This is a genomic window from Rhizobium sp. SG_E_25_P2, from assembly GCF_029892285.1.
In the GTDB taxonomy this organism is placed as follows: domain Bacteria; phylum Pseudomonadota; class Alphaproteobacteria; order Rhizobiales; family Rhizobiaceae; genus Rhizobium_E.
Window position 1 is genome coordinate 155,208 of the sequence record NZ_JARXVM010000008.1, and the last position, 14,484, is coordinate 169,691.

Genomic DNA, 14,484 nt, shown 5'->3' on the forward strand with positions numbered 1-14,484 from the left:
GTTCAATCCTCCTTGAGAGGGATCTGCGCGGCCGCGTCGGCGTGCTTCTTGGCGCCGGGCCGAAGGGTGAAAGCGATCGCCACGATGAAGAAGGCCAGCATGGCCAGCATTCCCCAACTGTCGGCGAAGGCGCGCATGGCTTCGTAGGTTTCCATTGCGCCCTCCTCAGCGATAGCCCGAGGCGTCGTTATAGGTGGAGAAGTCGACCAGCGAGCCGAGCATCTGGAGATAGGCGACAAGCGCGTCCATCTCGGTCAGCTTGGCGGGATCGCCGTCGAAATCGCCGACCTTCGCCTTGGGATAGCGGGCCAGGAGTTCAGCCGTATCCGCATTCGGATCGGCCTGCGCCTTCAGATCATCCACAGCCTTGTCCAGCATCTCCGTGGTGTAAGGCACGCCGACAATGGCGTTGGCCTTGAGGTTGGCGGTGACGTTAAGGTCCTTCACGTCGAGCGCCGTCGTCTTGAGATAGGAGTAGCTCGGCATGATCGATTCCGGCACCACGTCGCGCGGTTCGGTCAGATGCTGGACATGCCATTCGTTCGAATAACGTCCGCCGACGCGGGCGAGATCGGGGCCTGTGCGCTTGGAGCCCCATTGGAACGGGTGGTCGTACATCGATTCCGCCGCCAGGCTGTAATGGCCGTAGCGTTCGACCTCGTCGCGGAACGGACGGATCATCTGGCTGTGGCAGACATAGCAGCCTTCGCGGATATAGATGTTGCGTCCGGCCAGTTCGAGCGGGGTGTAGGGGCGCATCCCCTCCACCTTTTCGATCGTGTTCTCGAGATAGAACAGCGGCGCGATTTCCACGATGCCGCCGATGGTGACGACGAGCAGCGAGCCGACCAGGAGAAGCGTGGCGTTTTTCTCGAGGATTGCGTGTTTATCAAGCAAAGCCATGAGTGTGCTCCCTTACTCGGCCGGAACGGCCGCAGGCATGGCGCCCGGAAGCGGCGCTTCCTTGCGTTCGTAGCCCATGATTGTCATGAAGATATTGAAGCCCATCAGCAACGAGCCGGTCAGGTAGAGAACACCTGCAAGCACGCGCAGCAGATAGTAGGGGAACATGGCGGCGACCGATTCCGCGAAGGAATAGACCAGGAAGCCCTGCTCGTTATATTCGCGCCACATCAGGCCCTGCTGGATGCCGGCGACCCAAAGAGCGGCCGCATAGATCACGATGCCGATCGTGGCCAGCCAGAAGTGCCAGTTGACGAGACGCAGGCTGTACAGGCGCTGACGGTTCCACAGTTTGGGCGTCAGATAGTAGATGGCGCCGAAGGTGATCATGCCGACCCAGCCGAGCGCGCCGGAATGCACGTGTCCGATGGTCCATTCGGTATAGTGGCTGAGCGAGTTGACCGCCTTGATCGACATCATCGGGCCTTCGAAGGTCGACATGCCGTAGAAGGCGATGGCCATGACCATCATGCGGATGATCGGGTCGGTGCGGATCTTGTCCCAGGCGCCCGAAAGCGTCATCAGACCGTTGATCATGCCGCCCCAGGAGGGCATCCACAACATGATCGAGAACACCATGCCCAGCGTCTGCGCCCAGTCCGGCAGCGCCGTGTAGTGCAGATGATGCGGGCCGGCCCAGATATACATGAAGATCAGCGCCCAGAAGTGGATGATCGACAGCCGGTAGGAATAGACAGGACGGTTGGCCTGCTTGGGCACGAAATAATACATCATGCCGAGGAAGCCTGCGGTCAGGAAGAAGCCGACCGCGTTATGGCCATACCACCATTGCGTCAGCGCATCCTGCACGCCGGCAAACACCGGATAGGACTTCACGCCGAGGAACGACACCGGCATGGCGAGATTGTTCACCACATGCAGCATCGCGATCGTCACGATGAAGGCCAGGTAGAACCAGTTCGCCACATAGATATGCGGTTCCTTGCGGATCAGCAGCGTCCCGAGGAACACCAAGAGATAACAGACCCAGACAATGGTCAGCCACAGATCGACATACCATTCGGGTTCGGCGTATTCCTTGCCTTGGGTAATGCCGAGCAGATAGCCGGTGGCGGCCATCACAATGAACAGCTGATAGCCCCAGAACACGAACCAGGCCAGATTGCCGCCGAACAGGCGAACGCGGTTGGTGCGCTGGACCACGTAGAAAGAGGTCGCCAGCAGCGCATTGCCGCCGAAGGCGAAGATGACGGCCGAGGTGTGCAGCGGGCGCGTGCGGCCGAAATTCAGCCAGGGCTCGATGTTGAGGTCCGGAAAGGCGAGCTGCAGCGCCACGACGACGCCGACCAGAAAGCCGACAATACCCCAGAAGGTGGTGGCGATGACGCCGTAGCGCACCACGCCGTCCATATATTCAGTCTTCGCCTGGGCGGCGGAGACCGGAGCCGCCGTCGCAAATTTCGCGTGGCGTAGCAGAAGGATCGTTCCCAGCGCGAGCGATATGAACGCCACGAACATATGCTGCTGGAACAGGTGGTCCTGGGCGAACCCGGCGGCAAGCAGCGCCAGGAAGGCGCCCAGCGCCACGAGTATTGTTTCAAGTGTATAATTCATTGTTGGCATCCCCCAACGTCCCTGGATTTCTTCGTCCGATGCCGGACCAAGACGCAAAGGAGCCCAAAGACGAAGATTCCTCTGCGGTCCCTCGACACATCTCAGGAAGGGGCAAAAGCAGCCTTGATCTGAATCAAGGCCAGATCGGCTTTTTCCAGCAATTGTGGATATACGCGACAATGCCCGAGGGGTGACCAACATGTCCGAACTGATCCGCGAGAAAGCCGCCAACGGCGCGATACCGAACCCAGCCATCGCACATCTGTCGCTCGACTGGTGGCGTTCCGCCCATCAGGAGCAACTCTGCCTTTGCGCGGAGCTTGAGCAGATCGCCGATTCCCTGCCCGCCAATGTCAATCGGCAAAAATGCATCTACGCCGCCAAGGCGCTGGGGCCGATGATCAAGGGCCTGCATCATTATGAGGAAAATGTTCTGTTTCCCGCGCTGGAGACTCGCGGTCTTGCGGGCGACCTCGCCAAGACGCTCGCCCGGCTCAAATTCGAACATTTCGAAGACGAATGCTTCGCCGAGGAATTGTCGGAGCGGCTGCTTTTGCTGGGTTCGGGCGATGGCGAAGTCAATATGGAGGCCACCGGTTACATGTTGCGCGGATTTTTCGAGGCCATTCGCCGCCACATCGCCTTCGAACGCGAGCATCTGCTCGACAAACTCGGCGATGCCCGGTTCGAAAAGGCGGGATGAACGAAAAGGCGCGCTGTAAGAAAAAGTCCCCGGCTCCTGGAGGGCGCGCCGGGGACTTTTCTTTTGGACCGCCCAGGGAAGAGGCGGTCATGACGCAGTCAAGGTTTCGGGCGCGGACCATATGGCTTGCAGGGTTAAGCCAGGTTTTGCGCCGAATGTCGAAGCGAGGATTGCCTACCGCCCGCGTCACTCAGATTGGTTAGCATACTCATTATATTTCCGGCAACCGGGATAATTTGATCACAACCGAGTTAACGAAGCAAATTCAGCAGCTTATGTAATATTTTGTCACCTGGATTCTCCAGATCACAGCACAAACCCGGACAACGAACGCTCTTTTCAGGCGCTTTACCCAAAAACAGACCAGCCGGTGCGACGCGCCAGATAATCCAGGGCGCGGGTTCCCGTCGCGGAATTGCCGTTGCCATTGAGGCCAGGCGACCAGACCGCGATCGCGGCTTTTCCCGGCGCGATACACAGGATGCCGCCGCCGACACCGCTTTTTCCGGGCAGGCCGACATGAAAAGCGAAATCGCCCGAGGCGTCGTAATGACCGCAGGTCATCATCAGCGCATTGATGCGGCGCGCCCGCTCCGCCGATACCGCATTGGGTCCGCGGGATGAAATGCGACCGTTATTGGCGAGAAAAAGGCCGGCGCGCGCAAGTTGGACGCAATTCATGGCCAGTGCGCATTGATGATAATAAACGCCGAGCGTCTTCTCCACTGGATTGTGAATATTGCCAAAGGAACTCATATAGTTGGCGAGAGCGGCGTTGCGAAAGCCGGTCATTTGCTCGGACCGCGCCACCTCTGCGTCGATATAGATCGATTCGTCATTGGCGAGGCCGCGCATGAAGCTGAGGATTTCCCCCAGCGTTTCTCTCGGCTGATGGCCTGACAGAAGCGTATCGGCGACGACGATGGCGCCGGCGTTGATGAAGGGATTGCGCGGAATGCCGTGCTCGTTTTCGAGCTGAACGATCGAGTTGAACGGCGTGCCGGAGGGCTCGCGTCCCACCCGCTTCCACAGCCCTTCCCCCACTCGGCCCAGAGCAAGCGTCAGAGTGAACACTTTCGAAATGCTCTGGATTGAAAAGACATCCTCCGCATCGCCGATCGTATGGACGTTCCCGTCGATAGTCACGACAGCCATCCCGAATTTTCGAGGATCGACTTTGGCGAGAGCGGGAATGTAATTTGCGACCTTACCTTCGCCGATATAGGGGAGGATATCCCCGTAAACGGCGGACAAAATGTCGTCGATCTGCAACGTCTTTTCTCCGAATGACAGCGTCGGATCTCGCTTCTAAAGCAATTTCAGCCAGAATGGGAACGTGTTTTACGTTCAAAAGCGCCGATCGTTGAAAAGTTGGCGCAGTGCGGGAAGGCGCCCTGCGGTCAATGCTCGGTCGTCATTATGGTCCGGATCAAAAGCATGACGCCCATCGACTTGTCTCCGTCCAGTTCAAATGGCTTTATGTCGAGCAAATACCGATCGAGACGAAGCCCTACAGTCACCTCTCCCATGTTGAAGGCTCGCTCCACATACGGGGTCAGGTCTTGGAAGTGGCTATCGTTGCAGAAAAAACTCTGCAGCGGCAGACCGACGCAGTCTTCGGGATCACAGCCGTAACGCGCGCAGAAACGTTTGTTGGCAAATATCAGTTTGCCGTCGCGGCCGACAAGCAGGACGCTATCGGGCAACTGATCGAGAAGCGCCTGATTGATTGCGCCGCTGGCGCGCAAGACGCTGCTTCCCCTGGATAGAGCTGCGTTCTGGCTGGCGCGATCGCGAAACATCCGGTCCAACACCTGCATCATCGCGCTGGCCTTGTCCGCCACGCTGGAACGGTCGCCGGCATCATCCCGCAACAATTCGCAAATCGCCCGCAATTGCTGATAATCTTCCTCAGGGCATTGACCGACATCCCAGAGAACCTGGCGGATCATCGGCTTTATCTCGCTGTCGAGTTGCTCCACGAGATCGTCTTCGCCCAGAGCGACCGCATGCGACAACTGCCTGCACTTGTGACGAAGCGTATCCATTAAAGATTGCAACTTCGCTCTCCCCATCCAATCCTTCCAGCGAACGCGATACAATCGCAAGCTTCCAAGTCTATCTATATTTCGGACTGGCTATCTGTAAAGTTTCATATTCTAAAAATCGGACCTGGCCCGACCTGTGAGTTGTTTTTCAATACACTTTTTCTGGGTGCATATGATTTTTTCAAGCATCGGCCCAACGGACACGGGCCTATTTCCCAGCCGGCCGGATCTCCGTGCGCCGCCATCATACAGCGGCGGAATGCCGGCCTCGTCCCTGCGCGAGATAGGCGTCAAAGCAGGCCGCAATCGAGCGAACGAACGGCTTTGCCTCGTCAGCCACGATAAGCCGGTCTCCGACGAGCGCCACATGTCCCTCGTCGTCGCCGGCAACCAGCGACTGCGCCTCCGCCAGGATTGTTCCAGCGGCCGCGCCGAAACGCTGAGACAGGTCTGCGAATGACAATTGGTAGTCGCACATCAGGCGTTCGATGACATGGGCGCGCAACAGGTCGTCCTCGGTAAACGCAACGCCGCGCAGCGTCGTCAGGCCGCCGGCGAGCGCCTGCTTTTGATAGACGCCCGTCGCCGGATTGTTCTGGACATATCCCTGCGGCAGCTTGCCGATCGACGATGCGCCGAGACCGATCAACGCCGTCGCGTTTTCATCGGTATAGCCCTGAAAGTTCCGCGTGAGCCTTCCCTCCCGCGCGGCGATGGCCAGCCGATCCTCCGGACGGGCGAAATGGTCGATGCCGATGGCGACATAGCCCGCGTCGCGCAACATGGAGCCCGCGCGGTTCATCAGGCGGTAGCGCATGTCCGGCCCCGGCAGGGACGCTTCGTCGATCATGGTCTGGTGCTTCTTCATCCACGGCACATGCGCATAGCCGAACAGCGCGACGCGGTCCGGATTGAGATGGATTATGTCATCGATCGTTTCGGCGAGCGTTTCCATCGTCTGGTGCGGCAAGCCGTAGACGATATCGCAGTTGAGTGACCGCACACCCCGTTTCCGGACCTCTTCGACCACGCTGCGGGTTTGGGCGAAGGTCTGGATGCGGTTGATCGCCTGTTGGACCTTGTCGGTGAAATCCTGAACGCCGAGGCTCGCCCTGTTCATGCCGATAGCCGCCAGCGCGTCGTAACGCGGGCCGTCTAGATCGTTCGGATCCATTTCCACGCTGATTTCAGCATCCTCCGCGAAGGAAAAAGCGGAGGAAAGGCGGGCCTTCAGTTCGATCAGATCCTCGGGTTCGAGCATGGTCGGCGAGCCGCCGCCAAGATGCAACGCCGTCACGCGCGCTTTGTCCGAAACGAGCGCCCCTACGGTCTCGATCTCGCGATAGAGCGCATCGAGATAGGCGCGCACGGGCTCGTATTTATGCGTCTGCTTGGTATGGCAGGCGCAGAACCAACAGAGTCTGTCACAATAGGGAATGTGGATGTAGAGCGACACCGTGTCGCGCGCTCCGAGCGCGCCGAGCCAGGTCGCATAGGTGGAGGGGCCGACCTCTTCATGAAAATGCGGCGCGGTGGGATAGGATGTGTAGCGTGGCACATTGCCGGAATATTTGCGCAGGAGATGCTGGGCCATGGGATCCTCCATTGCCCCGAACCCTAATGCTGACAGCCGCTCGCAACTTTGATCTCAATCAATTCACGAGTCCGATAATTTACATATCGTCAAGTTCACAATCAAAACGGACCACGGAACATTGGTCGCATTTCGCAAGCCAATTTAGGCGTTTATAAGCACTGCAGAAAAACGGGTCGAGGGCGATGGACAATCCGCGTAGGGACATTCACAACTCCGAAATTCCGGTGGTTTGCCGGGCCTGCGAAGCACGACATGGCGGTGTTTGCGGCGCGATGAACCCGCAACAACTGACCGAACTCAGCAAATACACCACGCGCAAGAAGCTGTCTTCCGGGGCCGAACTGCAAGGCCAGGGCGAAAAGATCGCCTCCTACGCCAATATTCTCAAAGGCGTGGTGAAACTGACCAAAATGCTCTCGGATGGTCGCCAGCAGATCGTCGGCCTGCAATTTGCGCCCGATTTCCTCGGCCGCCCCTTCTCCACCGAAAGCACATTGACGGCGGAAGCCGCGACCGAGAGCGAAATCTGCTCCATGCCGAAGGCGGTGCTCGACCGCCTCGTGGCGGGCTCGCCCGAACTCGAACATCGCCTCCACAATCAGGCGCTCGCCGAACTCGACGGCGCGCGCGACTGGATGCTGACATTGGGCCGCAAGACGGCGCAGGAAAAGGTGGCGAGCTTTCTCTACATGATCGCCACGCATTTCGATCCAGAAAGCGTCGACGAATCGAGCTTCGACCTGCCGCTATCGCGCGCCGACATCGCCGATTTCCTCGGCCTGACCATTGAAACCGTCAGCCGCCAGATGACCAAGCTGCGCGCCGACGGCGTGATCCAGGTGGAAAACAACCGCCATGTCAGCGTGCCCGACATGGATCGCCTGGCCGAAGTCGCCGGCATGGATTTCTGAACCGGGCGGATCACGCAATGAGCACTGCGCTTCCTTGAAGGACGCCGCCTTCAAGGTCGTCATGCGCTCGACTGACATCCTCAAGACGATAGCGGGCCGGGTCGGTCCCGAGCGCGCCGGACCCGATCATCTGCAGGCAATCTTCAGCGGCAGTCGTGTAGTCCCGTTCGTGCGCCGCATAGGCCATCACCGATGGGCGCGCCAAAGAGATTGAACGGCGAGGGCCGAGTTCATAAACCGATACCGGCGGGATTGAACCTGCAGCTTCACCAACGCTTGCCACAACGCCAAATCGCTTGACGGTCTTAAGCGTCTTCGCAAGCGTCGCGCCGCCAATGCCGTCAATGGCGAAGTCCACACCGTTGCCGCAGGTCAACGCCGCAACCTCGCTTTCCAGATCCGCATCGCGTCCAATGATGACATGAAGCGCGCCATGTCGCCGCGCTATCTCGGCCTTGTCTTCCGAGCCGACCACGCCGATCACCGTCGCGCCCAAATGGCGTGCCCAGCGCGTGGCCATTCCGCCCAACCCGCCGGCTGCGGCATGCACGAGAACCGTGCTTTCGGCCGAAACCGGATAGACGCGCCGAAACAGCATATGCACGGTCAGCGCCCTGAGAAGCGCCCCCGCAGCCGCCTCAAAGCTAACCGAATCGGGAAGCCGAACCGCCCTCCAGGCAGGCAGCAGCCGCGTAGCGGCATAGGCTCCGATTTCGCCCGCATAAGCAATGCGGTCGCCGACCGACAGCGTGTCCACCCCCTCTCCCAGCGCCTCCACCATGCCGGCCGCCTCGACGCCGATGACCGCATTGGCGGCCAGCGGATATTGTCCGCGCCGATGATAGATGTCGATGAAATTGAGCCCAATGGCGGCCTGGCGAATGCGGATCTGCCCCGGGCCCGGATCCCCAACCGGGCAGTCGACAATTGTCAGCATATTCGTTCCGCCAGGGGCCGTCAGCCGCACCATTCTATCCATGCCCAAACTCCTTTTCGCTGGATGTGCATTTCGAGGATGCGGCTATTTTCATTGTGAGAAAATTCCCTATATTTCTACAGCGCATGGGAATTTTCGCACATGAATTGGGAAGACCTTCGACATTTCGCAGCCTTCGCCCAGGCTGGAAGCCTCGCTGCGGCGGCAAGGCTTCTGGGTATGGAACACGCCACCATAGCCCGCCGAATCGCCCAGCTTGAGGCGCGACTGGGGCTGAAGCTGATTGATCGGCGCGAGCGGCGCATCGTCTTGACGGAAGAAGGCCACAGGCTGAGCGATATCGCCGGGCGCATGCAGCGCGAAGCGGACGCCGCATTGCGCGTTGCTGCGCACGCCTCCGCCACACTGACCGGCTCGGTGACGCTGAGCGCGCCGCCCGCTTATGCCGCGGCGATCCTCGCCCGGCCCTTGACCGAACTCGCAGAGAAAAATCCTGGCCTGCGCATCCAGATCATCGGTGAGGTGCGCTACGCGTCACTCGACAAGCGCGAGGCCGATCTGGCGTTGCGTCTTGGACGGCCAGAAGAAACGGAAATGATCGCGGTGAAACTCGGGGAATTGCCCTTCCGGCTATACGCCAGCAGCGCCTATCTGGCGCGCACGCCGCCTGAAGATCGCCGCTACATCGCCAATGCCGGGGCAATGGCCCATTCGCCGCAACAGGGGCTGCTTGAAAAACTCAACAAGGGCGCGAACTTCCCGATGGGCGCAAGCAATGTCGAACTGCAAAAGGCGCTGGCCGAAGCCGGCGCCGGGATCGCCGTCTTGCCGGATTTCATGGTGGACGCGAATGGCGCGTTGATGGCGGTCGAACCCGGCGCCGTGCTGCTCACCCGCGACATCTGGCTGGTCGTGCATCCGGACATGCGCAGCGCCCGTCCCGTGCGGGCCGTGATCGACTGCCTCAAGGACGCCCACCGCCGCTTCGTCGCCCGCGACGGCGAAGACTTCAGAACCAGAACATCAACAGAAGCGCCAGCAGCGCAACCGCCACATTGAACACAGTGCAGGACGACGCGTAGACGCCAAGCGCCTCGTCGATGTCGGCTGCGTCGATGTCGCGGCGACCGGCGGCGTTTTGCAGGGGTTCGGACACGGTTTCGCCGGCATAAACGCGCGGCCCCGCCAGCGCCACGTCGATCGCCCCCGCCATGGCCGATTCGGGCCAGCCTGAATTCGGCGAGCGATGCAGTCCGGAATCAGACACCGCCGTCGTCATCGCCCGCCGGGCGGCCTTCGGTCCTTTCTGGAAAAAGGCGGCAAGCGCAATCACCAGCGCCGACAGCCGGGCCGCCGGCCAGTTGGCGAGGTCGTCGAGCCTGGCCGAGGCCCAGCCGAATTGCAGATAACGGGGCGTCTTGTGGCCGATCATCGAATCGGCGGTGTTGAGCATCTTGTAGGCGAAAATGCCGGGCAGGCCGAATACCGCGTAGTAAAGCGCCGGCGCGATGACGCCGTCCGAAAAATTCTCCGCCAGTGTTTCGATCGCGGCGCGCGAAACTCCCGAGCGGTCGAGCCTGTTGGGGTCGCGCCCGACGATCATCGCCACCGCCTTGCGGCCGCCCTCCAGCCCCTCGGCCCGCAATCCGGCCGAGACGGCGGCGACATGGTCCGACAGGCTCTTCTGGGCGAGCAGGACCGCCACGATCAGCACTTCGAGGATGACGCCAAACGGCCCGAGCGCCATCAACAGGCGGTGAAAGAACCAGCCGACCAGAATGCTGCCGAACAAAAGCGCGACGATCGCCAAGACACCGTAGGAGCGGCGGTCGCGCTCACTGAGCCCCTTGCCGTTGAACTGCTTGTCGAAAAAGGAAATCGCCTTGCCGAAGACGACCACCGGATGCGGGATTTTCGCCCAGAGCCAGTGCGGATCGCCGACGAGCCGGTCGAGCGTCAGCGCGACCGCCAGCATGATCAATGTGAGCATCTATCCCTCGAAGGAGGCGAGCGCTTGGGCCAGCCTCCGGTCCCCTTCCTCATCCGGCGCAAGTCCGACCCTGAGCCAGTCGGCGGCATAGTCAAACTTGCGGACCAATATATGGGAGCGTGCGAGATGTTCAAAGAGCGCTGCGGCATTTTCATGCGCGACCGTCTGGAACAGATCCGTGGAGCCGACGCGCTTGAGGCCCGCATCGTCAAGCACCGCCGCAAGCGCCGCCGACCGCGCGGCTATGCCCTGCGCGACACGGCTGGCGTCGCCCGACATCAGTTCGGCGGCGAGATGCAGCGCAGGGCCAGAGACGGCCCAGGGTCCGAGCTCAGTCTCGATGAAATCGAGCGTCGACAGCTGGGCGAAGACGAAACCGAGCCGCACGCCCGCCAGGCCGAAGAATTTTCCAAACGACCTGCTGACGGTGACATTGGCGGTCGTGGCCGCGAAGCCGGCCAGCGTCGCCTCGGGATGGGAATCGCCGAAGGCTTCGTCGACATGCAGCCGCGCGCCGGACGCCTCCAGCCTCCGCGCCAGCCCCCTGAGGTCATCACAGTCATGCAGGCGGCCGGTCGGATTGTTGGGATTGACGACGATGACCAGGCCGTGGTCGGGCCGCAGATCAGCCAAGTCAGCGATCTCGTCGACCCGAAAGCCGGCGCGGCGGAAGCAGAGGCCATATTCGCCATAGGTCGGCGACAGGATCGCGATGGGACGATCGGCCGGCGCGAGACGCGGCAGGATCTGGATCAGCGCCTGCGTGCCGGGAACCGGCAGCGGCAGAGCTCCGCTGGTCGAATCGATGGGAATACCGCGCAGATACCAGCCGCGCGCGGCAGTTCGCGCCCGCTCGATCAGATCGGCGTCCGGAAGCCGGTTCCAGATATGCGTCGGGATGTCGGCAAGCGCGGGAGGATTGGGATTGATACCAGTCGACAGATCGAGCCAATCGCCGGGCTCGCCGCCATAAATCCGCGCGGCCGCTGCGATCGCTCCGCCATGCAGGATGCGCGTCATGGCTCAGCTGCTCCCGAGATCGATGAGATGCATGTAGGAGCCGGAAACATTGCCGCGCGTGAGCCCGACCGCGCCGAGATCGGTTCCTTCGGCGTCGCTCACCGCAAACAGCCTGTCGGCCTCGCCCTCATGCGCCGCCTTGGAATAATGGAATTCATGGGCGTTGAACCGAACGCCGGCATAGGGACCCGAAAGCGCCCTCGCCCGGCGATAGCCGAGATGTCGCTTGCGCTCCGCAAAAGTCGTCACCAATGGCAAGAGGCCGAGCATCTCGTGCTGGCGCCCCTCGGCGTCGATCAGGCCCTCGCCCAGCGCCATATAGCCTCCACATTCGCCATAGATCACCGCGCCCGCCGCCGCACGCGTCGCCATGCCCGCCTTGAAGCGGGCGGCGGCGGCCAAGCGGCCGGCATGCAATTCCGGATAGCCGCCGGGCAGATAGACGGCGTCGGCATCCTCATCAGGGGCTTCGTCCGCAAGCGGCGAGAAGAAACGGATTTCTGCGCCCTCGGCCCGCCACCCATCGAGAAGATGCGGATAGGAGAAGGCGAACGCCTCGTCGCGCGCCACTGCGATCCTCTGACCGAGCGGCGGAATACGGCAGACGATCGCCTCGGCCGCAGCCGTCGGACGCTGAGCGAGCCTGAGCAGCGCGTCGAGATCCACGCGCTCCGCGACCCTTTCCGCAGCGTAATCCATGAAAGCGTCGATCGCGCCGATCTCGCCCGCCTGCACCAGTCCGAGATGCCGTTCCGGCAGGCTGAGCTGCTTGTCGGACGGCATCACGCCGAGAATGGGAATATCGAGCCCTTCAAGCCCGTTGCGCAACAATCGCTCATGCCGGGGGCTGCCGACCCGGTTGAGGATGAGGCCGGCAATCCTGACGTCTGGATCATGCGTCGCGTAGCCGCGCACCAGCGCGCCGACCGATTGCGACATGCGTCCGCAATCGACCACGAACACCACGTTCAGGCCCAGCATTTTCGCCAGATGGGCGGGAGAGCCGACACCATCAGCGGCGCTGTCGAACAGGCCCATCATCGCTTCGATGATCAGTGGTCCCGACGACGCCTGCCGAAGCAGCAATTCGGGCCGCATGGCCCAGGGGTCGAAATTCACGCAAGGGCCGCCGGATGCGATAGCGTGGAAAGCGGGGTCGATGTAATCGGGGCCGGCCTTGCCGGCATTCACCGTGACGCCGCGACGCTTCAGCGCCCTGAGCAGGCCGAAGGTGATCGTGGTTTTGCCCGATCCCGACGACGGCGCCGCGATCAGAAGACCGCTCATGCCGGATCCTTGAGGCCGACAGGCCCAAGCGGATCGCCGACCAAAGTCCGTCCGGTCAGCGCGCCGAGCCAATCCAGCCCACCGCGCAGGCGCACGACTTCGCCAAGCACGATGATGGCCGGCGGTTCGATGCCGTTGGCCTTGATGACGCCGTCGGCATTAACCAGCGTCGTCTCATGCACTGTTTGCTGGCTTGTGGCGGCGTTGCAGACGATCGCCACGGGCTCCAACGGCTTGCGACCGGCGGCGATCAACTTGCGGGCGATTTCGGCCATATGTTTCATCGCCATATACATGACAATTACGGGCGAGCCGCGCCCGACCGCCTCCCAGTCGATCCTGTCAGGCACGATGCCCGAAGAATCATGGCCTGTGAGGAAGGTGACGGTGTGATTGACCTCGCGATGGGTCACCGGAATGCCGGCATAAGCGAGCCCGCCGATCCCTGCTGTCACGCCCGGCACGATGCGGAAATCGACGCCGTGATCCACCAGCGTCAGCGCCTCTTCGCCGCCGCGCCCGAACACGAAGGGATCGCCACCCTTCAGGCGCAGCACGCGCTTGCCCTGCTTGGCGAGATCGACGAGACGAAGAGAAATGTCGCGCTGCTTGGCCGATGGCTTGCCGCCGCGTTTGCCGGCATATTCGAGTTCGGCTCCGGCATGGGCGAATTTGAGGCAGGATTCGTCGACGAGCGCGTCATAGACGATCACATCGGCCTCGCGCAGCGCCTTGACGGCGAGCAGCGTCAACAGGCCGGGATCGCCGGGACCGGCGCCCGTGAGCCAAACGGTTCCGGGCAGGAATGCCGGCAAATGCGAAAAGAGTTCGTCCATCCCTGCTTCCTAAAGCGCCTCGGCGCCATTTGCAATCGAGCCACCGTCATTGAACCGTCACATGGGCCGCGCCCGCATATCTCTCCACACTAACGCGTTCACGTCCGCGCCGCCTAGCCCCTTTGCGACAGTCCGTTCGTCGTTCACGCAACAGGAGGAGGTGCGGCGTTTTCAGGTGGAGTGGAAGAAGGGTGATTCCAAACGAAAGGAAATTCGGGTAAACTGCTGATTTTTTTGGTCTTTAGCGCACACCGCGCTGCACTCTTCATCCGACTGCCGCCACCTTCGCCACGCATGACAGGGAGAAGTGCGAATGTGGCAAGGTCGGCGCCCCATCCTCCTTGGTCTTGGCGGCCCGAACCTAAGATTTTGGCCGACGCGACGAACAAACGTGGAAACCATAACTATAGGCGGCGTCCGCGTCCGCTTGTGGCAGAATGGCAAAATTAACCCTAATGTGACGGAAGGGAACGCCACATTCGACTGTCACTGTTAGCCACACCAAAATGCGCCACAGGTTGGAATCCTGTCGCAAAAATCTCCTGCAATTCACTCAATTTTGCGAGCGAGTTTTGCAACAAAAATTCTCGACTGATTTCAACGAACGGCTGATACGC

The 14,484-nt window shown here is 61.1% G+C and carries 14 protein-coding genes; 3 read left to right on the top strand and 11 right to left on the bottom strand.

Annotated elements, in window-relative coordinates; translation table 11 throughout:
• Positions 1-2 precede the first annotated feature (2 nt).
• From M2360_RS13275 to ccoN, 3 genes are read right to left on the bottom strand one after another with little or no spacing between them, the layout of a single operon-like run.
• Positions 3-155 (bottom strand): cbb3-type cytochrome c oxidase subunit 3, encoded by a 153-nt coding sequence (locus M2360_RS13275; protein ID WP_280775636.1) that lies wholly within the window; start codon positions 153-155, stop codon positions 3-5.
• A 10-nt stretch (positions 156-165) separates the two neighbouring features.
• Positions 166-903 carry a cytochrome-c oxidase, cbb3-type subunit II gene (gene ccoO, locus M2360_RS13280; RefSeq protein WP_280775637.1) on the bottom strand — a complete coding sequence of 246 codons (738 nt, stop codon included), beginning with the start codon at positions 901-903 and terminating at the stop codon, positions 166-168.
• A 12-nt stretch (positions 904-915) separates the two neighbouring features.
• Positions 916-2,538: a cytochrome-c oxidase, cbb3-type subunit I gene (gene ccoN, locus M2360_RS13285; protein ID WP_280775638.1), complete on the bottom strand. Its 1,623-nt coding sequence runs from the start codon at positions 2,536-2,538 to the stop codon at positions 916-918.
• A 199-nt stretch (positions 2,539-2,737) separates the two neighbouring features.
• Here ccoN and M2360_RS13290 point away from each other — a divergent pair, with 199 nt between their 5' ends.
• On the top strand, positions 2,738-3,241 hold the full coding sequence (locus M2360_RS13290) for a hemerythrin domain-containing protein (protein ID WP_280775640.1): 504 nt from the start codon (positions 2,738-2,740) through the stop codon (positions 3,239-3,241).
• A gap of 348 nt (positions 3,242-3,589) precedes the next feature.
• Here M2360_RS13290 and M2360_RS13295 read toward each other — a convergent pair whose 3' ends face one another.
• The 3 genes from M2360_RS13295 to hemN all read right to left on the bottom strand — a co-directional run bounded on the left by M2360_RS13295 (position 3,590) and on the right by hemN (position 6,883).
• Complete coding sequence (locus tag M2360_RS13295; RefSeq protein ID WP_280775641.1) at positions 3,590-4,513, bottom strand: glutaminase; 924 nt, start codon at positions 4,511-4,513, stop codon at positions 3,590-3,592.
• 128 nt (positions 4,514-4,641) lie between these two features.
• Positions 4,642-5,316 (bottom strand): PAS domain-containing protein, encoded by a 675-nt coding sequence (locus M2360_RS13300; protein ID WP_280775643.1) that lies wholly within the window; start codon positions 5,314-5,316, stop codon positions 4,642-4,644.
• Between the two features lie 217 nt (positions 5,317-5,533).
• Positions 5,534-6,883: an oxygen-independent coproporphyrinogen III oxidase gene (hemN, locus tag M2360_RS13305; protein WP_280775644.1), complete on the bottom strand. Its 1,350-nt coding sequence runs from the start codon at positions 6,881-6,883 to the stop codon at positions 5,534-5,536.
• Positions 6,884-7,068: 185 nt separating this feature from the next.
• Here hemN and M2360_RS13310 point away from each other — a divergent pair, with 185 nt between their 5' ends.
• Positions 7,069-7,797, top strand: a complete 729-nt coding sequence (locus M2360_RS13310; protein ID WP_280775645.1) for a Crp/Fnr family transcriptional regulator — start codon at positions 7,069-7,071, stop codon at positions 7,795-7,797.
• Positions 7,798-7,807: 10 nt separating this feature from the next.
• Here the strand turns inward: M2360_RS13310 and M2360_RS13315 are convergent, their stop codons facing one another.
• On the bottom strand, positions 7,808-8,776 hold the full coding sequence (locus tag M2360_RS13315) for a quinone oxidoreductase (protein ID WP_280775646.1): 969 nt from the start codon (positions 8,774-8,776) through the stop codon (positions 7,808-7,810).
• 99 nt (positions 8,777-8,875) lie between these two features.
• Here M2360_RS13315 and M2360_RS13320 point away from each other — a divergent pair, with 99 nt between their 5' ends.
• Complete coding sequence (locus M2360_RS13320; RefSeq protein ID WP_280775647.1) at positions 8,876-9,793, top strand: LysR family transcriptional regulator; 918 nt, start codon at positions 8,876-8,878, stop codon at positions 9,791-9,793.
• Here M2360_RS13320 and cbiB read toward each other — a convergent pair.
• The 4 genes from cbiB to cobA are packed head-to-tail and all read right to left on the bottom strand — an operon-like array spanning position 9,744 to position 13,867.
• Positions 9,744-10,724, bottom strand: a complete 981-nt coding sequence (cbiB, locus tag M2360_RS13325; RefSeq protein WP_280775648.1) for an adenosylcobinamide-phosphate synthase CbiB — start codon at positions 10,722-10,724, stop codon at positions 9,744-9,746. The genes M2360_RS13320 and cbiB overlap by 50 nt on opposite strands.
• Positions 10,725-11,744 (bottom strand): threonine-phosphate decarboxylase CobD, encoded by a 1,020-nt coding sequence (gene cobD, locus M2360_RS13330; RefSeq protein ID WP_280775649.1) that lies wholly within the window; start codon positions 11,742-11,744, stop codon positions 10,725-10,727.
• Between the two features lie 3 nt (positions 11,745-11,747).
• Entirely contained in the window at positions 11,748-13,031 is a 1,284-nt protein-coding gene (locus M2360_RS13335) for a cobyrinate a,c-diamide synthase (protein ID WP_280775651.1), read from the bottom strand.
• Positions 13,028-13,867, bottom strand: coding sequence for a uroporphyrinogen-III C-methyltransferase (gene cobA, locus M2360_RS13340; protein ID WP_280775653.1), 840 nt, complete (start codon positions 13,865-13,867; stop codon positions 13,028-13,030). The genes M2360_RS13335 and cobA overlap by 4 nt, the downstream gene beginning before the upstream one ends.
• Positions 13,868-14,484 lie beyond the last annotated feature (617 nt).

What these genes read in the sequence shown, in the direction of transcription:
- M2360_RS13275 (WP_280775636.1), bottom strand. Translation starts at nt 155, where the DNA reads ATGGAAACCTACGAAGCCATGCGCGCCTTCGCCGACAGTTGGGGAATG.
- ccoO (WP_280775637.1), bottom strand. Translation starts at nt 903, where the DNA reads ATGGCTTTGCTTGATAAACACGCAATCCTCGAGAAAAACGCCACGCTT.
- ccoN (WP_280775638.1), bottom strand. Translation starts at nt 2,538, where the DNA reads ATGAATTATACACTTGAAACAATACTCGTGGCGCTGGGCGCCTTCCTG.
- M2360_RS13290 (WP_280775640.1), top strand. Translation starts at nt 2,738, where the DNA reads ATGTCCGAACTGATCCGCGAGAAAGCCGCCAACGGCGCGATACCGAAC.
- M2360_RS13300 (WP_280775643.1), bottom strand. Translation starts at nt 5,316, where the DNA reads ATGGGGAGAGCGAAGTTGCAATCTTTAATGGATACGCTTCGTCACAAG.
- hemN (WP_280775644.1), bottom strand. Translation starts at nt 6,883, where the DNA reads ATGGCCCAGCATCTCCTGCGCAAATATTCCGGCAATGTGCCACGCTAC.
- M2360_RS13310 (WP_280775645.1), top strand. Translation starts at nt 7,069, where the DNA reads ATGGACAATCCGCGTAGGGACATTCACAACTCCGAAATTCCGGTGGTT.
- M2360_RS13315 (WP_280775646.1), bottom strand. Translation starts at nt 8,776, where the DNA reads ATGGATAGAATGGTGCGGCTGACGGCCCCTGGCGGAACGAATATGCTG.
- M2360_RS13320 (WP_280775647.1), top strand. Translation starts at nt 8,876, where the DNA reads ATGAATTGGGAAGACCTTCGACATTTCGCAGCCTTCGCCCAGGCTGGA.
- cbiB (WP_280775648.1), bottom strand. Translation starts at nt 10,724, where the DNA reads ATGCTCACATTGATCATGCTGGCGGTCGCGCTGACGCTCGACCGGCTC.
- cobD (WP_280775649.1), bottom strand. Translation starts at nt 11,744, where the DNA reads ATGACGCGCATCCTGCATGGCGGAGCGATCGCAGCGGCCGCGCGGATT.
- M2360_RS13335 (WP_280775651.1), bottom strand. Translation starts at nt 13,031, where the DNA reads ATGAGCGGTCTTCTGATCGCGGCGCCGTCGTCGGGATCGGGCAAAACC.
- cobA (WP_280775653.1), bottom strand. Translation starts at nt 13,867, where the DNA reads ATGGACGAACTCTTTTCGCATTTGCCGGCATTCCTGCCCGGAACCGTT.